The organism is Moraxella nonliquefaciens, from assembly GCF_001679005.1.
GTDB classification, from domain to species: Bacteria; Pseudomonadota; Gammaproteobacteria; order Pseudomonadales; family Moraxellaceae; genus Moraxella; species Moraxella nonliquefaciens.
The window spans coordinates 1-21,876 of record NZ_LXTW01000015.1; the positions used below are offsets into that span (position 1 = coordinate 1).

The 21,876-nt window shown below is 36.1% G+C and carries 24 protein-coding genes and 1 pseudogene; all 25 read left to right on the top strand.

Features of this window, described 5'->3' with window-relative positions:
- Positions 1-156: 156 nt before the first annotated feature.
- The gene (locus tag A7456_RS06115) at positions 157-420 is read left to right on the top strand and encodes a Flp family type IVb pilin (RefSeq protein ID WP_067008674.1); all 264 of its coding nucleotides are present in this window, start codon (positions 157-159) and stop codon (positions 418-420) included.
- A gap of 25 nt (positions 421-445) precedes the next feature.
- Positions 446-1,783, top strand: a complete 1,338-nt coding sequence (locus tag A7456_RS06120; RefSeq protein ID WP_067008680.1) for a hypothetical protein — start codon at positions 446-448, stop codon at positions 1,781-1,783.
- Positions 1,780-2,535 carry a hypothetical protein gene (locus tag A7456_RS06125; RefSeq protein ID WP_158512494.1) on the top strand — a complete coding sequence of 252 codons (756 nt, stop codon included), beginning with the start codon at positions 1,780-1,782 and terminating at the stop codon, positions 2,533-2,535. Before A7456_RS06120 ends, A7456_RS06125 begins: the two co-directional genes overlap by 4 nt.
- Positions 2,532-3,158 (top strand): hypothetical protein, encoded by a 627-nt coding sequence (locus A7456_RS06130; protein ID WP_067008685.1) that lies wholly within the window; start codon positions 2,532-2,534, stop codon positions 3,156-3,158. Before A7456_RS06125 ends, A7456_RS06130 begins: the two co-directional genes overlap by 4 nt.
- Positions 3,155-3,385, top strand: a complete 231-nt coding sequence (locus tag A7456_RS06135; protein ID WP_067008688.1) for a hypothetical protein — start codon at positions 3,155-3,157, stop codon at positions 3,383-3,385. Before A7456_RS06130 ends, A7456_RS06135 begins: the two co-directional genes overlap by 4 nt.
- A gap of 18 nt (positions 3,386-3,403) precedes the next feature.
- Positions 3,404-4,300 (top strand): Flp pilus assembly protein CpaB, encoded by an 897-nt coding sequence (gene cpaB, locus A7456_RS06140; RefSeq protein WP_067008691.1) that lies wholly within the window; start codon positions 3,404-3,406, stop codon positions 4,298-4,300.
- 23 nt (positions 4,301-4,323) lie between these two features.
- A complete protein-coding gene (locus A7456_RS06145; RefSeq protein WP_067008693.1) occupies positions 4,324-5,664 on the top strand; it encodes a type II and III secretion system protein family protein in 1,341 nt (446 codons plus the stop codon).
- An 18-nt stretch (positions 5,665-5,682) separates the two neighbouring features.
- The gene (locus tag A7456_RS06150; RefSeq protein WP_067008696.1) at positions 5,683-7,413 is read left to right on the top strand and encodes an ATPase, T2SS/T4P/T4SS family; all 1,731 of its coding nucleotides are present in this window, start codon (positions 5,683-5,685) and stop codon (positions 7,411-7,413) included.
- 39 nt (positions 7,414-7,452) lie between these two features.
- Positions 7,453-8,304 carry a type II secretion system F family protein gene (locus A7456_RS06155; protein WP_082995477.1) on the top strand — a complete coding sequence of 284 codons (852 nt, stop codon included), beginning with the start codon at positions 7,453-7,455 and terminating at the stop codon, positions 8,302-8,304.
- A 68-nt stretch (positions 8,305-8,372) separates the two neighbouring features.
- Positions 8,373-9,245 carry a type II secretion system F family protein gene (locus tag A7456_RS06160; RefSeq protein WP_145916083.1) on the top strand — a complete coding sequence of 291 codons (873 nt, stop codon included), beginning with the start codon at positions 8,373-8,375 and terminating at the stop codon, positions 9,243-9,245.
- A 4-nt stretch (positions 9,246-9,249) separates the two neighbouring features.
- Positions 9,250-9,585 (top strand): DUF192 domain-containing protein, encoded by a 336-nt coding sequence (locus A7456_RS06165; protein WP_145916084.1) that lies wholly within the window; start codon positions 9,250-9,252, stop codon positions 9,583-9,585.
- 13 nt (positions 9,586-9,598) lie between these two features.
- On the top strand, positions 9,599-10,594 hold the full coding sequence (locus tag A7456_RS06170; RefSeq protein ID WP_067008705.1) for a TadE/TadG family type IV pilus assembly protein: 996 nt from the start codon (positions 9,599-9,601) through the stop codon (positions 10,592-10,594).
- Between the two features lie 21 nt (positions 10,595-10,615).
- On the top strand, positions 10,616-13,921 hold the full coding sequence (locus tag A7456_RS06175) for a DUF6531 domain-containing protein (protein ID WP_158512496.1): 3,306 nt from the start codon (positions 10,616-10,618) through the stop codon (positions 13,919-13,921).
- Positions 13,922-13,939: 18 nt separating this feature from the next.
- Positions 13,940-14,083: pseudogene (locus A7456_RS12040) on the top strand (RHS repeat-associated core domain-containing protein); the annotation flags it as partial.
- Positions 14,084-15,022 (top strand): hypothetical protein, encoded by a 939-nt coding sequence (locus A7456_RS06180; RefSeq protein WP_265091427.1) that lies wholly within the window; start codon positions 14,084-14,086, stop codon positions 15,020-15,022.
- Positions 15,019-16,125 (top strand): hypothetical protein, encoded by a 1,107-nt coding sequence (locus A7456_RS06185; protein WP_067008712.1) that lies wholly within the window; start codon positions 15,019-15,021, stop codon positions 16,123-16,125. The genes A7456_RS06180 and A7456_RS06185 overlap by 4 nt, the downstream gene beginning before the upstream one ends.
- A gap of 152 nt (positions 16,126-16,277) precedes the next feature.
- Positions 16,278-17,159, top strand: a complete 882-nt coding sequence (locus A7456_RS06190) for a hypothetical protein (protein ID WP_145916085.1) — start codon at positions 16,278-16,280, stop codon at positions 17,157-17,159.
- Between the two features lie 8 nt (positions 17,160-17,167).
- On the top strand, positions 17,168-18,100 hold the full coding sequence (locus A7456_RS06195; protein ID WP_067008718.1) for a hypothetical protein: 933 nt from the start codon (positions 17,168-17,170) through the stop codon (positions 18,098-18,100).
- Between the two features lie 104 nt (positions 18,101-18,204).
- Complete coding sequence (locus tag A7456_RS06200; protein WP_067008721.1) at positions 18,205-18,627, top strand: RHS repeat-associated core domain-containing protein; 423 nt, start codon at positions 18,205-18,207, stop codon at positions 18,625-18,627.
- A 323-nt stretch (positions 18,628-18,950) separates the two neighbouring features.
- Positions 18,951-19,100, top strand: coding sequence for a hypothetical protein (locus tag A7456_RS11405; RefSeq protein WP_158512497.1), 150 nt, complete (start codon positions 18,951-18,953; stop codon positions 19,098-19,100).
- A gap of 179 nt (positions 19,101-19,279) precedes the next feature.
- Positions 19,280-19,489, top strand: a complete 210-nt coding sequence (locus A7456_RS06215; protein ID WP_067008729.1) for a hypothetical protein — start codon at positions 19,280-19,282, stop codon at positions 19,487-19,489.
- Positions 19,479-19,955: a hypothetical protein gene (locus A7456_RS06220; protein ID WP_145916087.1), complete on the top strand. Its 477-nt coding sequence runs from the start codon at positions 19,479-19,481 to the stop codon at positions 19,953-19,955. Before A7456_RS06215 ends, A7456_RS06220 begins: the two co-directional genes overlap by 11 nt.
- Before the next feature lie 224 nt (positions 19,956-20,179).
- On the top strand, positions 20,180-20,446 hold the full coding sequence (locus A7456_RS06225) for a hypothetical protein (protein ID WP_067008734.1): 267 nt from the start codon (positions 20,180-20,182) through the stop codon (positions 20,444-20,446).
- A complete protein-coding gene (locus A7456_RS06230) occupies positions 20,439-21,110 on the top strand; it encodes a hypothetical protein (protein ID WP_145916088.1) in 672 nt (223 codons plus the stop codon). The genes A7456_RS06225 and A7456_RS06230 overlap by 8 nt, the downstream gene beginning before the upstream one ends.
- Positions 21,111-21,240: 130 nt before the next feature.
- A complete protein-coding gene (locus tag A7456_RS06235) occupies positions 21,241-21,822 on the top strand; it encodes a lytic transglycosylase domain-containing protein (RefSeq protein ID WP_158512498.1) in 582 nt (193 codons plus the stop codon).
- The last annotated feature ends 54 nt before the right edge of the window (positions 21,823-21,876 follow it).

The window sequence follows — 21,876 nt, forward strand, 5'->3', positions numbered from 1 at the left end:
ATATTGCTCCCCCCCCCCCCCTATAATGCTACAATAATTTTAAGAGCTGGTCTTTTTGCTGATTAAAAAAGAACTTATATTTATTTGTACTTTGTAACAGTTTTGCCCTTAACTAAGACAGCTTGAATATCTCACTTTAAACTTTGAGGATTTGTTATGAATCTACTGAGCTTTCGTAAGCAACGCGGTCAAGGTATGACCGAGTACATCATCATCGTGGCACTTATTGCTGTGGCTGCCATTGGCGCGTTTCGTTATTTTGGTCAGACCGCTCGCAGTCAAGTGGCTGCCGCAGCCCAAGAAGTGGCAGGGACAGATGGTTCTTCAATGAATAAAGCTGCTGGTGAAGCTGCCAAAAAATCTTCTGAGCAAGCCAGTAAAGATAAAGGTATGGCAGATTTTGCTAGCAATAAAGAGTGATTTTATTAATTAGAAGGGTGGGAGTATGGCAAGTATGGTTTCGCAAAAGGGTCAAGCATTGCTTGCTGTACTTGCCTTTACCCTAATATTGGCAATCACATTGGTGTATTTATTTAATACCTCACAACTGCTAGCCGAGCGAGCCAAAGCCAAGGTTTTGGCTGACCACGCTGCCTTTAATACAGCAACAAAACAAGCCCAACTTTTAAACGCTAATGCTTATATGAATAAGGCAAAGATTACCAATCAGCTTGCCATCGCACAGGCGGTTAGCGTGGCAAGTTGGGCTGAACATTTTGAGCCTATGCCTGATAATGCCAGAATTATCAATATGATTCCTTATGTTGGTGCTCAAATTCATCAAGGCATTACGCAGGCCTCTCAGGCGGTGCAGATGGTTTCGGAATCACAAGGGGTGTTGGTAACTGCCAATGCTACTTCAACTGCTTTAATATCCAAGCATCAGCAGTTGCTAAATAACATTTATTTGGCAACCCTAGAAAACGAACATAAGTTAGTTCTAAAAAACTCATCAATTGGTGCTAGGTTTGACTCCAATCTTGGTAAAACTTATCCAACCAGACAGTTTATTTCAAGATATTCAGGAGCAAGTAAAGACCCTTATCAGGGCAGATTAAGAATGAGAGAAGTTTTATTAAATGCCCGAGATGATTTTACAAGAAGTCGTAGACCTAGTAGAAACCAGTCATTCATAATTATACCTTTTCCAAGAGTTAAATTAGAAAGGCGTGGTGGAACTGAACTTAGCGATGATATGAATCAATGGAAGGGTGTTGATACTTTTTCATTGCATATACAAAGATGGCGACGCTTGCGTTTACGAAACTATGAATATCCTATTGGCTATGGTAGTGCCGTAGCAAGCAAAAGCGGTGATAGTGATGTCAATAACCGTATGGGGTATAGCGGTGCATCAAGTATTAATGGTAGGGCTAGTCGCCAAGCTAATCATACTAGGCCATCTTGGGATAGTCGTAATCGCAGTATGATGGGTGAATATGGTGTGCCAGAGTACTGGGACTTGCACAAAGATGAATTATTGGGTGATTCGCCATCTCGTCAATTTACCATATCTATTTTTAAATCAAACAATAATTTGGATACAACTTCTGGCATCTCAAACTTTCAGGTTGGCGACAAAGTGGATATCAAGACATCCAGTAAAATTACTGCTTTTTCTACCGCAGAAGTTTATTTTGAAAGACCACTAAAAGATAGAAACAGTAACGATAGTTACCTAAATAATGGTCGTATTGAAAAAGCAAGTCTATTTAACCCCTATTGGAATGTTCGTTTGGTAAATAGTAGCACAAAAGATGCGTTAAGAGTAGCCTTTCAATGATGAATGTGTCTTTCATATTGCCAAAAAGATTGTCTGACCAAAACGGACAATCCATTGTTGAGTTTGTTGCTAGTATTGGTGTGCTTGTGGCGTTTTTGATTGGGATTCCGATTGTTGCCAAGATTGCCAATGTCAACATAATGAGCATTCAGGCATTGGATTATGCCACTTGGCGTGTGCGTGAAGGCAATACAGATAATAATCAGCTAACCCAAGAGATTAGTGACCGTTATTTTGGCGAAACGGCTTTGGTAGTGAGTGGGCATAAGATTGAGAATACAGGGGTAAAGCTAGGCACAGGTAAGAACTATGAACAAATCTATCAAAAAGATACAGTCAATGTAGCGTATGTGCCAAAATCTGACATTCCAAAAGGAGATGGTATATTAAAAAATCAGTATAAATTGCCATTATCAGATAAGGCGGGAGAAGTAATCATTAATGTGCCTTTGGAAAATCTTGATGTATTGCCAGAAATTCCTTCATCAATAACCATCAAAAATAGCCTATATATAGATAATCAATCTTTAACCGCTCGTGATGGCGAAGAAATAAGACAAAGAATGGGGGAAATCAAAGAGACAATCGTTCCTTATAATAATGAAATACAAAGAAAATCATACCGTATTCTCAATAATACGGTGATTTCTGCATTAAATTTAATACCAATATTAAGAGAGTATAAGCTTAAAGATGTATCCATCAGTGAATCTACACTACCACAAGACAGATTGGCAGATTATAAAAAATGAAAATATTACCTGCGATGATATTGCTTGCCACAATGCTGTATTCTATAAATTCATTTGCACATATTTGCCATAAAATTTCAACCCATAAAGATTTTTATGTCAGTCCATTATTTGATAATGCCATTATGAATGGTACATCTTTGGACTATTATACCTTTGAGAGCCGTTGTGATACGGCTTGTTTGTTTGATTATTTAACAAAACAAGGTATATCACATAAACTTTCTGCAAACAATATTGGCATTTATGATGCAAACAGTGTTGGTACACTGACCATTGATAATATCAATAGAGGTATAATGACAGGTTACTTAACTTGTTCTGGCAATGCCCAACGCCAGTATCTTACGCTACCTATTAATATTGATAAGTCAAAAGTAACTCTTGATTTACAAACAGAAGATTCTGGTATTATATCAAGAACTTTGACTTTCAATGGCTATTCTAGGTCTGATTATTTGAGGTTAAAAAGTGATATTTTAAGAAAATCTGTAAGCCATAAAAAGATTGTGGGTTTTGATGAGTATGTATTGTCAAAAGCACCAACTAAAAAAATCATCACTATTAAACTATCTGATTGGGCAGATGATGGATATTTTATGTTGATTATGGAATCAAGATGATGAAGGGTATTCATAAAAAGTCTCAGATTGGCGATATCACCAGCGAATATCTTTTGGCAACGGTGGTGGTGTTGACCATATTGTTTGGTGTTAAGTTTGATGAAAGGTCGGTTTGGCAGTTATTTTTGGAAGCGTTTCAAGCCAGACATAATAACTATACTCAAACAATCAGCAATTTGGATATGGTTGATGTTAAAACAGATAAGACAAATGGTTCAAATAAGTAAGTCGAAAGAGTCTAGTGAATGAAAAAAATTAACAAAAATATCCTTGCCTTAGTAGTTGCAGTGGTACTAGCGCTTATTTGTGCGTTACTACTTAAAGTGGTGATTGATAGGAAAATATCATCTTCATTACAGGTAGAGACGGTAAGTTATGTGGTTGCCAATGGTGATTTGACAAGTGGGAGTATTATAGATCCATTTGACAGTCAGCAGTTTGCAGTTAGAAGTGATATTCCTGCCGATTTGGCACAATCTAATGCCATTACGCCAAATGATGCTAATGCGATTAGTGGGGCTTTACTGATTGCTAATATGAAACGAGGCGATATTTTAACTTGGCAAATGGTGGATACGGATGAAAGAAGGCAGTTGGCGAGTAAATTATTACCCGGTAGAAGAGCATTAACCATTCCTGTTGATGACCAAAGTTCCATCTCATCAATGCTAAAACCCAATGACCGTATTGATTTATTATTGTCTTATGATAAGGGTGGTATGGTCGTCGCAGCCCCCTTACTTCAAAATGTAAGAGTAATCGCCACAGGTGATAATGTCAGTACCAACTATATGGTAAGCGGACAATCTTTGGATAGATACGCCAATATTACCTTGGATTTGAGTATTGATGATGTCTCTCGTGTTACCACGGCATTAGACTTAGGTAGAATCTCGGCAGTGCTTAGAAATCCAGATGATGTAAGCTATACAGATAAAATCATTAGTTTAGAAACATTGCAAGAGGAGCTTAGTCTAAGAATGGCAGGAACTAACATCAATCAAAATCATAATGTGATTGCTGATAACTATGAAGAGGAGATTAAGCAATTGCAAGAGGTGCCAAAATTAAGTGATGAGCCAGTTAAAACAGAGAAAAATACTGGAATTACCGTAATTTATGGTAATAAGATAGATAAATAAAACCATTGGTGATAGGTATATTTATGAGATTTATTTTTAAACCCAAAATCATTGCCGTTTATTTGTTGGTAATGTATGCTCAAATTGGTATGGCTGATATTCGGCATCAGCCAATGACTTTGTATGTGGGTCAATCTGAGTTTATTTCAGATTCTAGCATTAGCAAAGTGGCGGTCGGTAGTGATGAAATTTTAAGTGCTGTTGGCATAGATAATAAAGGTATTTTGATCACAGGAATGAAATCTGGCGATACCACCATTAAGGTTTGGCGGAAAAATTCATTGCAAACCATCAATACCCACGTTTATCCTGCCAATCTAATTAAGATGAAGTATGATATTGAAAACTTTATGAATGCTTACCCTAATACTTCGGTAAGAATACTGGGTGATAAAATTGTTGTAGAGGGCGATGATTTAGATGTAGTAAGTAAAGCAAAAATTGATGCGTTTTTGTCTGGATTTAATTATGTAACCAACCTGACTTCTGCTAAAACATTAGAGCCAGATGTTACTGACCAAAGAATGATATATTTTGATGTCAAGATATTGGAAGTGTCTAGGAGTAGTATGGACAACTTGGGGATTCAATGGGACACGCAGGTAAATGGTCCAGGTATTGCCATTGCAGGGGAGTTTAAGAAAAGTTCAGGATATGTTAATGGCTTAGAGGGTGCTCCTAGTGGTACTAAGATTGCTCCATTTGCCTCTTATGCTGGACTGATTTCATCCATTGCCAGTCGTGTCAATTTGATGGAGTCGCAAGGGTTGGCACGCCTGATTGCTCATCCTGTCTTGTCTTGCAAAAATGGCGGTAGTGCTAAGTTCTTATCAGGTGGACAAATGCCTTATAATGCTGCCTCTGCCACAGGAACGCCTTCGGTGGATTTTAAAGAGTATGGCATTAGTCTTGATGTCAAGCCTGTCATACAAGCCGATGGCAGTATTGTTGCTAATATCTCGGCAGAGGTTAGTGAGGTGGATACTTCTGTGGTGATAGATGGCGTGCCTGGCTTATTAACCAGAAGAACCCAAACAGAATTTAGCTTGCAAAATGCTCAAACCATTATATTAAGCGGTCTTAATTCACTACAAAATTCTACGGCTCACGCCAATGTGCCCGGTGTCAGCAAAGTACCTTTACTTGGTGGTCTATTTAGAAATAAGGCGATAACCGATAAACAAACCGAACTTTTGTTTATCGTAACACCCATTATTTATAGTGAAAGCCCTATGCAAGAAACTATTTTGCGTGCCGATGATATCATTCAAAAAAGCAATGCAAATAATCAATTGTTGCCCATTGATTTTTTTAATAGCTTGGAAAACAGAATTGAATTTGATACACCAATAACAGCACCTTAATTATTTTTGGAAATATTAATGATTACGATACAATCAATAATTAAAGATGAAGACATTACCCAATCTTTTGATGGTCTTAGTGAAATTAAGATTGGTAAATCGTCAAGCTGTGATTTTGTTTTAAAAGGCTGGCTAATGGCACAACATCACGCCACCATTAAAAGACTGCCAGCAGGCTATGTAATTGAGGATGTGGATAGAGGTGCTAACGGCACGGTGGTTAATGGTAAAAGCATTGATATTTATGGCCCTTTAAAAGAGGGAGATGTTATAGAAATTGGTAAATATATTTTTAATGTTATTAAGATTGAATTTGATGATAATAAAGATGCCCAAAATAGTGAGAATATAAGCGATAATATAAATGAAAGTATTGATGATATTGAACATTATCAAAATAAAATACATTCTGCCAGCTATCAGCATTCGCAAGTTTCTCAAACGACAAACAATAACACAAAGACACAATCTAATGAGATATATCGTGCGGATGAACTAAAACTGATGAAAGAGTTGCATCAAAAACTGATTGCTCAAATGGATCTCAAAAGAACTGATGTCTCCAAAATGTCGGACGATGAACTATATCAAGAGACTTTGGCGTGTCTAAATCACATCATTAAAAGCGATTTAATGATTGATAAAAACAAGGTGGACAGAATCAAAATGTTGGTTCTGCATGAGGCAGTAGGGCTTGGACCATTGGAGGGGCTGTTGTCTGATAAGAGTGTTTCTGAGATTATGGTAAACTCCTCCAAAGAAATTTATGTAGAGCAGTATGGCAAGATTCAAAAAAGTCCTTTAATATTTAGTAGCGACCAAGCAGTTCTTGATGTGATTGAGAGAATTGTCTCACCGATTGGTAGAAGAATTGATGAATCCTCGCCAATGGTAGATGCTCGCCTAAAAGATGGCTCTCGTGTTAATGCTATTATCCCACCCTTAGCCATCAAAGGACCCACCATTACCATTCGTAAGTTTCCAGAGAAACGCTTGGGGGTGTCTGAGTTGGTAGAGTTTGGTAGTCTGTCCGAGAGTATGGCGGATTTTTTACAAATTTGTGTTAAGTATAAAAAGAATGTCATTATCTCTGGTGGTACAGGCTCAGGCAAAACAACACTTTTAAATGTTTTATCTAATTTTATTCCTAATGGCGAGCGAGTGATTACCATTGAAGATGCGGCCGAATTAAAGCTAAATCACGACCATTTGATTTCTTTGGAGTCCAGACCGAGCAACGCTGAGGGTAAAGGTCTTGTTAGTATTCGAGATTTGGTCAAAAACTCACTTAGAATGAGGCCTGATAGAATTGTGGTAGGAGAGTGTCGTGGGTCTGAGGCATTAGATATGCTCCAAGCAATGAATACGGGACACGAGGGTTCGTTGACCACTTTGCACGCCAACACTCCAAGAGATGCTTTGTCTCGTCTTGAAACAATGATATTGATGGCTGGTATGGATTTGCCACTGACTGCCATTAGAGAGCAGATTGTGTCAGCTATTGATATTATTGTACAGCAGACTAGATTTAATTGTGGCTCACGCAAAATCACTTATATCACAGAAGTGTCTGGCATAGAAGGTGGAACCATTCAGCTACAAGATTTATTTGTTTATAAAAAGACAGGCTATGATAGCGATGCTCGTATTAAGGGTTATTTTACAGCACAAGATGCTATCCCAAGTTTTTATCAAGATTTGATGGATAGTGGTATTAACCTTAGAACCGATTATTTTAGTAATCAATAACTTATTTAATTGGGAAATTTTAATAAATTGGGTGGTGATATGGCGATTTATGGCGTGTTGGTGATTGTATTGTCGCTACTATTTTTTATTATTTATTTGATTATTACAAATTCTGGCGTAAATCATCAAAAATTAGCAAACGGAGGAAAATTAGAAAAAGCCCTACAAGCATTTGATGATGTTCATATCAAAGGTGGTTATAAGAAATTTATCATTATATATGCACTTTTTGCATTATCTTTATTGATTATTATTGTTGTATTGCAAATTAATTTTTTGCTTATTCTGCTAATGATGGCTATCTTGATTTATTTACCTTTTTTTATCATTAATAAAATTAAAATACGCCGTCTTGAATTATTTGAAAAACAGTTGCCAGATGCCATTGATTTGATGGCAGGTTCATTAAAGTCGGGTAATAGCTTGGTGGGAGCATTTGCTTTGATTAGTGATGAATTTCCAAAACCATTGTCTGATGAGATTGGTCTTGTGGTGCGAGAGCAAAAACTTGGGGTTAGTATTGATGAGTCTTTGCAGAACTTCGCCACAAGAATGCCCTACAATTCTGTTATCTTGACTGTATCTACCATTAGAACCTCCATACAGACAGGTGGCGAGCTGTCTGATGCTCTAAAAAACATTGCTCAAACCCTTAGAAGTATTGAGCAAGCAGAGGGCAAAATCAAAGTATTGACTGCCCAAGGCAAAATGCAAGCGTGGGTGGTTGGGCTGATGCCTGTGGCGCTTATCTTGGTGTTAAGCAAAATGGAGCCTGCCGCAATGAGCCAGCTTTGGACGACAAAAGCAGGGTATATGGCATTGGCGGTCATCATTATTTTTGAGATTTTGGGTATTATATTTATTCGTAAAATTGTCAATATTGATGTTTAGGGCATCTGGGTTTTTTATATTATTTTAAATATGAAAAGCTAGTCATTTTTGAATGTTAGGATAATTTGATGGATTTGATAATTTATGTATTGATTGGGTTTTTGTTTATCATTTTGGCGTTTGTGATTTGGTATATAATATATGCCATTGTCCGTGTACCAGATGATGATACTAATTATTTGGATAAACCACCATTATTTTATCGTTTATTAAAATTGCCTATTAACGTCGTTGCATTTTATATCACGCCTTGGCTAAATAAAGCGATGATTGATAAATATGAAAAGGCAATTATCTTTGCTGGGGTGGAATATCAGTTTAAACCCGAACATATTATCGCCAGTAAGATTTTGGGTGCGGTGGTGCTCGGGTTTGTGTTTTTATTGTTGTTGTGGGTTGCAGGTCAGTCAAGTGTATTTGGTTTGCTTGCAATGCTACTTGGTTTTATTTATCCAGACCTTTGGTTAAAGCAAACCAAACAGACAAGAAATGCTCATATTGCCAAAAATATCCCATTTTTTCTTGATATGATTACTTTGAGCATAGAATCTGGGCTTAATCTAAATGGTGCGATTAGGCAAGCGGTACAAAAAGGACCTAATGGGGCGGTTAAGGCAGAATTTGAAAAAGTACTACGAGATATTAAGACAGGTATTAGTCGCAGTGAGGCAATTCGTAAGATGGGAGAACGCATTGATGACTTATCCATCAAAAGTCTTACCTCCTCCATTGTTCAAGCAGAAAAGATGGGTATGAATCTAGGGCCTATTTTAAGAGCCCAAGCCGAACAAAGACGGATAGAGCGTTTCTTAAAGGCGGAAAAATTAGCGATGGAGGCTCCTGTTAAACTTTTGTTTCCATTGGTGGCATTTATTTTTCCTTGCACCTTTATTGTGATAGGTTTTCCTGTATATGTGATGATGAAAGAGGCTTTTGGTTAAGGTGGTGGGCAAGAAAATGGTGGCAACTGTGATTGGTGATATTGATATTAAGCGTGCAGATAATTTTTGGCGTAGGCTAAAAGGGCTGCTGGGTAAAAAATGCCTAAATGCCAATACTGCTTTGCTCATTACGCCTTGTAATTCTGTGCATACTTTTGCAATGCAATTTTCTATTCGTCTGATTTGCCTTGATAAACAAGGCAGAATCATACAAGTGGTTAACGAATTGCTACCCAATCGGATTTTTGTGGCACATCGTGATACTTATGAGATTTTAGAGTTTTCTACTCAGACACTGCCCATAGATGAATCGCTTGTTGGTGCTGTATTTTACTTATAAAAGGAGTGCTCTAATGTTCTATAAAATAGATTTGCAAAAACAAAAAGGCGCATCAGTTACAGAGATATTGGTGGTAACACCGCTTGTGATATTGTTGGGAATGATTGGGATACAATATGCACTTATGTATAATGCCAGGACTAATATCACTTATGCCTCCTATGAGGCAGCACGAGCAGGGGCAATCAATCACGCTGACCCCCAAGCGATTGAAGATGGGTTATTAAAAGGCTTATTGCCACTACTATCAACGAACTTAAAGAGTTTCAAAGCGGATACAACCAATCCTCTAACCGCTACCGCACAGGGTAAATTGGCACTTGAAAAACTCAAATTTGATGAAGCTCGTTTTATGAAAATTGAGATTATCAGCCCAAATGAGGCGACATTTAATGCGTGTAATAATGTCCAATTGCAAAAAATTTTAAATACCACAAATAAAGTCATTCCCAACAAGCATAACGACATTCAAAATTATAAATGCAGCGACCCAAACATCAGCATTAGTCAGGCAAATGTTTTAAAGCTAAGAATCACTTATGGTTATAAGCCAAAAATCCCCTTGGCAAAAGATATGTTTGTCTCTATTGCCTCATTTGTGCGTGGTTCGCAAGAAAAGTTTGATTTAAAGTTATTGGCTTCTGACCGTATTCCTATTACGGTAGATGTTTCTGCTCAAATGCTAAGTCCTGCGGTAGAAAATGGCTTGCAAACAAAATCCTATGTGCCACCAAAAGGCGATATGCCATTGTCCACAGGAATTAAGCTGCCTGATGTGTCGGGTATTAAGCTACCAGAGGGCTATGAAAATATGAGCGTTGATGAGATTATTGATATTTTAAGCAAAGAGGAGAATGGGGGTGCAGGCTCTATTGGCACAGCAAAAAGCAAAAAAGACTGGCTCGCCATCTTGGTGGCACTGGGTGTGATTGGAGTAGGGGCATATAAGCTTGGTGGTGATGGCGGTGGCGTTGAGTTGGTTTCGGATTTTGTGGGTGGTTGTGGCTAAATGATGAGTAAAAGCAATAAAATGGCAACATTAAAAGTATTGATGTTTGGTTTTTTGGTGTGGGCTGTTATTGTCTGTATGTCATCAACACCCAAAGCCTACGCCAATACCTGCCCATTTCATTCTAATATTTTTAACAGTACTGGTAAAAGTAGCGACGTGTGCTATGCCAATGTAGACTATCAGGGAACGCTTTCAAATCAGTATCATTCAAGCTATCCTGTCAATCTATTATCAGGCAATAAGCACTTAACCGAAACTGACATCTACCCACAAAACATCAATGGACAGATTGGACTTGAATTTACACGATACTATAATAGTATGAGCAGTCATAAGGGTATGTTAGGCTATGGCTGGCGTACTCTTTATGAACCACAGCTTTTGGATAGGGGCAACACCCTAAGTCTTATCCAGCCAGATGGCACCCAATTTCATTTTCATTTGGCTACTGATACAAAAGATGGCTATAAAACTGACCGCTATATTAGCAATAATCCAGAATATGGTTATTTTGTTAAAATATCAAAAGGTGGCTTGGTAGAGTGGCAATGGTATCGCCCCAGTGGTCAAAGATTTACCTTTATTATTGACAGTCGCTATATGACTGCCAAAGAAACTTTGGGTAAGCTTTCTAAAATTGTTGCCAATCATCGTGAACCAAATAGTGATTATATTCAAGTTATCTATGATAAAAACCACAAAATTGCACAAGTGGTGGATAGTTTAGGTCAAAAACTTATTTTTAATTATCAAAACAAAAAAGTAATCCTTAGATTAAATGATACTACCCATACTTATTACCAAGATGATAAACATAATCTGATTGGCTACACAGATAGTGAGGGTAATGCGTTTAACTATCATTATGATAACAAAGAATTTCCACATAGCATTACTAAAAAGACACTTATATCTGATGATGAAACTCAAATTTTGGGTAACTGGCGATATGATGATAAGGGCAGAGTGGACTACGAGGAGCTACCTAATAAGAAAAAATCCTTAACCATTACTTATGACCCAAAAGCACCAACAAGTAAACAAGATATTGCCTATGAAAATGGCACTAAGCACTATACTACCACAACCATCAATGGCTTGGGGGAGGTTGTCAAATATATCTTTACCATTACGGGTGGGTTTTATGAGCTGATAGATAAACAATATGAGAACTGTCAATCTTGTGATGGTTTATCTATGCAAAAGACAGATGAGCAGGGCAATGTAGCGAAGAGAATCATTGGTGATACGACTTATTTTTATACTTATGACAATCAATCTCGCTTAACTTTAATAGAGGTACAATCAAAAGACACACCAAAACAGTGGCAACAAAAACGCCAATATGTCGGTGATGGCAGATTGCCAAGTCAGATTATCAGACCAAGTACCGCTCCCAATAAAGAACATACGCTGTCCATCACTTATAATCAATATGGACAACCTACCTATATCAAAGAGATGGGTTATCGTAATAGTAGTACTGGTATTTACAAGATTGTAAGAGATTATCGCTATGAGTATAAGATTATCAATGGCAAAAGTAAACTTATCGCTTTTGATGGTGCTTTGGCAGGAGAAAAAGACAAAATACGCTATCACTATGATGATAAAGGGCAGTTAATTGCCATTTATTATCCCAAGCACTTATCACAAAGCATACAATACGATGAGCTTGGGAGAGTTGCTATATTTACTGATTTGGGTAATTTGATTTATCAATACCAATACGATACAAAAGGCAATATCATCAAAAGTGATGAAGCAGGCAAAGTACGCCACATTAAGTACAATGCTCTTGGTAAACCTACTAAAATCACAGACGATGGCGGTCAGACTTTGGTTTATCACTATGATAAATCAGGGGCATTGATTGGCTTGTCTGATGACAAATCCACTAAGATTGAATTTGTCAGAGATGTTGAGAATGGTTTGGTGTCGGCTAGGTTAATTGATAAAAAGTCTGGTAATCACATAGAAATCACCCAAAAAGATGAATTATTATCCGTTGAAGCATTTGGTAATTTAGTTCAAGAGTTGCCAAGAAAGACTGCTTATAATAATTTTTTGAGTAAATGGCATGTTCTTGACAACTGGCTTAATGATTTTCCTACCCAAACATTGATTGATAATAAAGGGGAAAGTACTAGTGTGTATTTTGATGACTTTGGTAAAGTCAGTGAGGAAAACAGTCCAATCACAGCAAAGACGAGCTATGATTGGGATATGCTTGGAAATTTGAACATAATCACCAATCAAAATGGACAAATTATCAAATTTATCAGAGATGGTTTTGGCGATATTATCCAAATAACAGACGATGATGGTGATACAGATTTGCAGTGGAGTGATGGCAAACTGACAGCCGCTACTCACAAAGATTATCATCTTTTATTTGAGTATGGTGATAACAATCAAATAATCAAAAAATCTTATATTTTAGACGGTCATCCATTTAATGTATTATACCATTATGATGATAATGGAAAATTAAGTGAGATTACTTACCCAAGCGGTATGAGATTGGGGTACGACTATGATATTGACGGGAAATTAAGACAAATTTACAAAAATGGTCTAATCATAAAAAAGCCATTGATTGACAAGTTTAATCAACTCATTAAAGACAATAAAACTTATGAGCAAAGTTTTGTTTTTGGTAATGGTATTAAACAAGTGCACTCCTATGATAAAATGGGGTTGCCCACAATGGTGGGCAGTCAAAATTTGGCTTATAGTCAATCTATTTCTTATGATAATGGTCATACCATCGATTATCATTATGCCAATGATATAAATGCTTTGGCAGATAATGAAAAATCAAATAAAATTGAATCTAACACACCAGCTACTTACCTTGCTCAAAGCACAACACCAAATGATGAGTATGATGCCTTAGGTCAGCTTGTCGCTCAAAATGATCATCGCTATGAGTATGACAGTCAAGGCAGATTGGTTAAATTTTTTAAAAATGGCGAACCTATCACAAGTTATGCCTATCTATATACAGGAGAGCGTTACAAAAAGGTCAGCTATCAGAACGGTCAGCCTACCCATACTACTTACTATCTGTATGACAATGGTATTTTATTGGCAGAAGTGCATCAAGATAATCATCAGCAATGGCAATATACCGAATACCTGCATTTGGGTGTACGACCTGTCATTCAATTTAATAACAAAACCCCATATTACCTAACTACCGACCATCGTGGAGCGGTAATGGTAGCAACTGATGATAAGCAAAATATCGTCTGGCAAGCCAACTTAACAGACAACGGCTATGCCAACATCAGCAAACAAGAGATTACCCTAAACCTATGAGGCTCAAACCAATACTATGACAAAGAAAGCATCTTACATTATAATATCCATAGATATTTTGATCCCAACAGAAATCAATACCTAACCCCAGATCCGCTAGGACTGACAGCAGGCGATGACCTATACGCATTTGCCCATAACAGACCGCATGAATATGTGGATTTGTGGGGATTGGCACCTGAGATTTATGAGGATTTGTATAAGAAAATGCCTTTTTTGGAGAGGGCGATTATAGGCATGATGGTTCATAGAAATCTAGCAGAACTAGTAAATGCAACCCTACTAATAGATTGGGGTGGCGATAATTCACGAAATTCAACTTTTGGTAACCTAAGACCTGATGCTTATTATGTGGACACAACAAATCGCAACCTTGAAACTTCAGGTAAGCCCTTTCAAGGAACGCTGTGGGAGTTGAAACCAATTTCTTATCAGCAAGATGACATAAAAAGAAAACAAGGTATAAGCCAAGTGAATAAATACATTAGTATTGCCAAAGCTCGCAATCGTGGATGTTGGTCTGGTGGTAAATACGCCGATATCAGCACTTATTTAAATGTATTAAATAAACATATTACCTTGGGTGGAAATATCTATAAAATTACTACTCATGCTGATAAGCCTATTGATGCTCAAAAAGACATTTATAGCGGCTTAGTATTTTATAAAGCCACAAAGGTTGGTATTTTAAATTACGATGAGAGACCCCAAGAAGCTACAGAGCCCAAAATAGCACCTGCCGATAAAAGTCATTTGGATGGAATTGTTGAGCGTATAAAGGAGTCTATGAAAGGTGAAAGTTTAGGTGACTTAGTGATCCAAGGAGCACTTATCTTGCTTGCTATTATTTTGGCTATATTACTAGCTAAATTAATTTTAGCACTAGGCTCTGCATCTGCTGCAATTATTCTGCTATTTACTTCTATATCTGCACTTGCAAAAGATGGTATTGTAGATGAAAATGGAAATCATAAAAAAGTTGGCATATTAGAGGCATTAGGAAAAGCGATTGGGGTTGATTTTAGTAAAGAGTCACTGACTTCCTATGCAAAAACAAAATTCAATCAAGCAACCGAATGGGTTAAAGGATGGTTTAAATGATGGTGGGTATTTTTTATGGCTATTCCCCTTCTGATTCAAAGGGAAATATGAGTAAGGAATTGATATCTACGCTGAACGAATATAAAAGAACTGGGGTGCTTTGGAATCATCATGGTAGATTTTATTCATGGTTTAAATCTATTGACAATGAATTTATGCGTCAAAAGATTGATTGGGTGGAGAAGGATATAAAATCAGGTTTCTCTAATTTTTACTACAGAGAAGCTCATTTTCAAAAATACATAGACAAACCTTGGATTAATGATATTTGCTTAAATCGCATTTCTAATGACCCTATGTTAAATTATTGCAATACAGACATTGCCATAGATGTCAAAGATACCATTTCTAGAGAGGATTATCAATGTATCTATGACCCTGTCGATATCGGGCTTTATTCTTCTGCAATGAGAGAAGAGCATAACTTAATCTTTTATGATATGCGTGTTGATAAATTGGCAAAGGATATTGAAAGCGGAGAGGGTAATTTATTTGAGGAGTGGGAGGCATTCAAGTGCGAACTTGAAAATCAAATATTGCCATTATGGGAAGATGAGGTAGTTTGGTATAAGCATATATCCAAAGACATGGATGTTTTGGGTGGTCATAATATGCCAAAGATTTTAGAGACATTAAATGGCGGCTCATATAGTAAACACGATATGAATCAGCCTTGGTTTGCTATAAACTACCTAAGCTACTCTCCGACGGAGTACATCAAACTTGGTATGGCGTACTTGAAGGGATTTAGCTATCAAGCAAAGCTTAGTGATAAGGTTTTTAAGGTATTTACCAAGCCAATTGATGAGAGTTATCAGTGGGCAGTTATGTTGTTTTCAGCGGGAGGGGCGATTCAGCTTTGGGAGAAATGTTCTATCTTGCTGGTCGTTATAAGAATCAGTCAAGATAAACCTGTTAAACTAAAAGATGTGATTTATCAAGAGCATTATTTATTTTTGCATGGATATTTGCAATTTAATTATGATGCCATGAAACATCCATTTGCCTTGCAAGTTCAGCGGTTCTATTATGTAGGATATTACATCAACCGTTACATAGATTATATGCAAGATAAGGTTATGGCTGTGATATATGATGCTTAGATTAAAGTGGTAATTGACATTATAATATCCACAGATATTTTGACCCACAGCGTAACCAATACTTAACACCTGACCCACTAGGCATTACAGTTGGTGATGACCTATACGCATTTGCTCATAATAGACCGCACGAATATGTGGATTTGTGGGGGTTGGCGCCTGAAAATGAATATGCTTTGCTTGGTACGAAAGTACATAGTATATTTGCCATGCACATAAGGAGCAAGTCTCCATTCGGTTCTTGGGGAGGTCAAGATGCTAGATTAATTGCAGGTCTTGGAAGTACTTGGCCTACTGGTTTGGGTGGATTACTGCCAGATGCCTATCATGTCACACCGCTAAACCTGTTAAATGAAAAAGCTAAAAAATCATTTGTTGGCAGTGTTTGGGAGTTAAAGCCTATTAGTTATTTGCATGACCAGAAAAAATATCAATCTGCAAAAAATCAACTACAAGGTTATATTGATAATGCCAAACGAGGCACTTGGAGTGCAGGCTGCAATACAATGATCAGTATTGCACCCCAAGAGTTTTTATGGCAAGGGAGGAAAAAGCAGGTTTCTTTTATTAATGATTTTGTGCCAAAAGCACATATTGGAAAAAGGCAGCTGGATGAACCAAGTGGCTTAATATTTTATGCTATTAAAGACATCAAAGAAGATAGTAGCAAAAAACCAAAAGAGCAAGTTGCTGAAGAATTGGTAAAAGCACCAGAGTCATCAAAACTAAGACAAATAATAAATGATATTCAGGATGGCTTGACCAACCTTAGCCCAGTTGCTAAAATTGGGATAGCAGTTTTGATTATTGCCGCTGTTGTCGCAATCGCTTATTTTGGCGGGGTTGGTGCAGCAATAGCAGCAGCAATTTCATCTCTTGCTTGGGCTCTTAGGTCTGGCGTAGCCATCTTGACTGCTTTGAGTGCTGTACTTGGTACAACTGCTAATGCAGCCACTGCTGAAAAAGAAGGCGAAAAGCAACAAAAAGGCTTGCTTGATAAGATGTATGATAAATTTAAAAGTTGGTTTAAATAGAGGTTTTCATGAGATTTGCATTATCAGATTTACAAAGAAATACTATGTCTAGTTCCCATGTAGATAATTATGGAGAAAATATAGGTATTTTTGATATACTCGAAGGTGTAAAAAGTAAATACTTGGATGAAAAACCTTGTTATGAGATTCCAGACAAATATTCAATAAAAGAGCTTGGTATATGGATATATACCAATTCTATTATGAAAAAAATATATAGTTCATCAGCATTTTATCAAAAAAATCTTGAATGGATGGTGGATGACCTTAATAGTAATTACCTTGCCAACTACTATAATTTATTAAAATATTATAATAGTTTTATAGATTTTTGTGATGACAGATTGAAGATGTCTGATTTTGTTGATTTTGATAATGTTGGACTTGGTAATTATGTATGGGCATTGTACTCTTTAATCGTTTATCCACGGTATTGGCAAGATGACTTTAAATCCAATCCAATTCATTGGCAATGGACAAATGACATTACAAAAATTTGTGGATTTCCTGTTCAAGCTGCAAAAGACCCTTATCATCGTGCCTATTTTACTCAAGAATTTATTACAGAACTCTTTGCTAAATATTGCCCTACTTGGATATATAGTGAACAAAAAAGTAAAAAGAAAGTCTATATTTTTGCTAGACCATGTATACAAATAAATGATCTGGAATGGTGTATTGTAGTACAAATGCCAAGATTATATAGAGCAACCTTTCAAGTGGTTTTATCTCATAAAAATAATAAAAAATTAAATCCAAAAGATATTGAATTTCAATGTCAGTTTGTAATACCACTTTTTGATTATTTTTTGAACGATGATTTATTAAGTGCTTGGAAGTATAACGTTATATTTCGCTACCACTATGTAGAAAGGTATATTAATTATATTGAACCTTTGGTCTTTGATGGTATATTAGAGGCATCAGTGAGAGATAAATAAATATCCGATAAATGATTGGATAAAGGTTTTTTTAAAAGTGTCAATGCCAACCACCGATGATAAACAAAACATCGTCTGGCAAGCCAACTTAACCGACAACGGCTATGCCAACATCACAAGACAAGACATTACTGTCAATCTGCGAGGTTCAAACCAATACAAAATTACACTATAACATCCACAGATATTTTGATCCCAACAGAAATCAATACCTAACCCCAGATCCGCTAGGACTGACAGCAGGCGATGACCTATACGCATTTGCCCATAACAGACTGCATGAATATGTGGATTTGTGGGGATTGGCACCTGAGATTTATGAGGATTGGTACAGTCAAGCTCCTTACTTAGAAAGGGCGATATTGGGGATATTAGTTCATTATGAACTAACACAGATTGTAAGAAATTCACCAACAGTGGGCTATGGAGCCAATGACAGTTATAATGGTACTTTTGGTATACTAAGACCTGATATTTATCATAAAAATGATAGGATTGTATGGGAATTAAAGCCAGCCAGTTGGTAAAAACAAGTGGACATTACCAAATACAACAGAGGAGTTAAGCAGGTAGAATCATATTTGGATACAACAAAGAAAAATACGGGGCAGTGTTGGAAAGGTGGTAATTATAACACAATTCAACATTTTACAGCACAAATGCCCAAAATTATCACGCTTGGTGAAAACATATATAATATCACTATGCTTTCAGATATATCCAGTCAAGGTCCCGTGTTTAGTGGGTTGATTTTTTACAAGGCTGATAAGAAAGCAAGACCCAACAATAGAAAAAAGAATTAACCGATGATGTTAAGGAACCTGTTTTATCTCCAACGGAAAAGAGAAAATTGCAAGAAGCAGTTGATGATGTTAAAAGAACAGCACAGCAAGAAGGGTGGAGTGGACTTGATATAGTAGGCTTGATTTTGGTTCTTGCGCTAATTGTGGCAATCGCATATTTTGCTGGTATGGCGATACTGGATAAGAGGGTGGTTTAAATGAATGTACCTATACGCTTAGATGCATGGTCTAATAAAGAGTACCAAAAAATTGTTAATAGCGATTACAAATATAATGGTATTTTTTGGATGTATCAAGATAAGTTTATTAACTTTTTAGAGTTAATAGATAACGAGTTTATTATAAAAAAATATCTTGGATGGAAAATGATTTTATAATGGGATTTGAAGGATTTTATGGTTATATTTTGTTTTTTAAAGAAAAAATAGGAAAACCTTATATTTCAGAAGAAATTTTAAGTATTCTATCACATAATTATGATAAGATGCATAAAAAAATTATCTGTAATGAAAATAGAAAATATAACCCAATCATTGATAGAGATGATTATTTTAATTTATATGATCCAGTTTTTTTTGTCTCATAGTGAAAAATATAATGGAAATTATATTTTTCACTATGATGTGAGAATTGATGAATTGTATAAGTACCTACAAAATAAAAATATTTCTATTTTTGAGGAAATGCAGGAGTTTCTTTTGGATTATTCTGATGTTGTGATAAATAGGATGATTAAAAGCAACTTTGTCGGTCATTTCTTATCTGATAAAAATATAATAATTTATAATAATATTATTGAAAAAATAAAAAATACAGATGCACAAAAAACAAATGGTTGGCATAATAGTTTGCTATACAGTGCAGAGTTGCAGATAGATCTGTGTTCTTTATTTGTGGATGATTTTGACTATCAGGAAGAATTGAGTGGTAAAAAATTTAAGGTTTTTACAAAAAAAATTGATTATGATTATCAGTGGGCATTGATGCTTAATTCGGATATAACTTGGGGTACTTGTTTTTTTATTAGAAAAATTCTCAAACTAAACCGATAAGTCCAAAAGATGTTGTTTATCAGGAGCATCTGTTGTTTTTGTATGGAAATATGCAGACATTACCAAAAACAAGAGAAAGTTTAAACTTACAATGTTATAGATACATTTTTCTAAACTGCCATATCAATCGCTACATAGACTATATGCAAGATAAGATTATGGCTGTGATTTATGATAAATGAATTTTATATAAATTTTAAAAGTTGGTTTAATTAGGAGTGAATATGAAATTTGAAATATCAAACTTTAACAAAAAAGATACACCAACCACTCATATTAAATTTGCAGAGTCAGACCAAAGTAATTTGAGTGTCATTGAGATTTTTGAGTATGTACAGAATAGATATTTGTATGAAGATATTTATTGTGAGATACCAGACAAATATTTAATAAAAGAACTTGGTAGGTGGATATATACCAATTCTATTATGAAAAAAAATATATATTTCATCAGAATTCTATCAAAAAACTCTGGAGTGGATGGTGGATGATATTAACAGTAATTATCTTGCTAATTATTATAATTTATTAAAAGATTATGGTAGTTTTATAGATTTTTGTGATGAACGATTAAAGCGGGAAGAATTTATTGATTTTGATAGTATAGACCTTAGCGATTACAGATGGAGTTTGTATTCTTTGATTGTCTATCCAACCTACTGGCAAGATGACTTTCAATCCAACCCTATTCATTGGGAGTGGACAGAAAATGCTATGAAAGTTTATTTTGGCTTTCCTGCCCAGTTGGCAAAAGATCCTTATCATCGTGCTTATTTTACGCAAGAATTTATTGTAGAGTTATTTCATAGATACTGCCCTACTTGGCATTTTAATGAACAAAAAAGCAAAAAGAAAGTTTATGTTTTTACTAGACCGTGCAAATCCAGCAATGACTATGAATGGTGCATAGTTGTACAAATACCAAAACTTTATAAAGCAAGCTTTCAAGTAGTGTTATCTAAGAAAAATACTAAAAAATTAAATTCAAAAGATATTGTTTTTCAATGCCATTTTATAATACCGTCTTTTGATGAGTTTGGGGATATTGATTTGTTAAGTTCTTGGAAAGCAAACGCCATCTTTCGCTATCATTATGTAGAACGCTACCTTGAATATATTGAGCCTTTGGTGTTTGTGTGTATGAATAATGAGTAATTTACTTATTCTAATGAGATTTTTTATTATGAGATATTATATTTTGTTGGTTATAATATCAATCAGTACAGCACCCACTTACGCCAATCCCCAAGTGATTGATTTTACCAACTCTACTAGTAGTCAGTCTATGACAAGTGACGACTCTACTGGTTTGGTACCTTCGTCCCACCAAACACTAAAAACCAAGCAAAATAATTCGTTGGATGCCCATCTACACCAAACAGCTCATCAATATGGTGTTAATCCCTTACTCATCAAAGCCATTATTAAGGCAGAATCCAACTACCAAGCAAATGCTCGCTCGCCAAAAGGTGCATTGGGTCTAATGCAGGTACTGCCAACAACTGCCGCCCAATATAGCAATTATAATCTTTTGAACCCAAAAGAGAATATCACAGTTGGCACACGCCATTTCGCCTATCTGATGAGTAAATATCAAGGACAAGTTCATCTGGCACTGGCTGCCTATAATGCAGGGGAGGGTAATGTTGCCAAATATGGGGGTGTACCCCCATTTACCGAAACTCGCCAATACATCATCAAGGTATCAAAATATTATCAGGGTTTACGCTATGGTAGTAGTACAAATCCAATCATCACCCAAGAGCAGAATCATCAGCAGGCGGTATCCGCCCAAGACGATATCACAAACGAGAACAACCAACCACCCAAAAAACCCCCCACAGTTCTTATCATCAACCTAAACTAAACCAAACCAACCAAACCCCACAAAATAACCACCTAGGAACCCAAAATGAAGCTT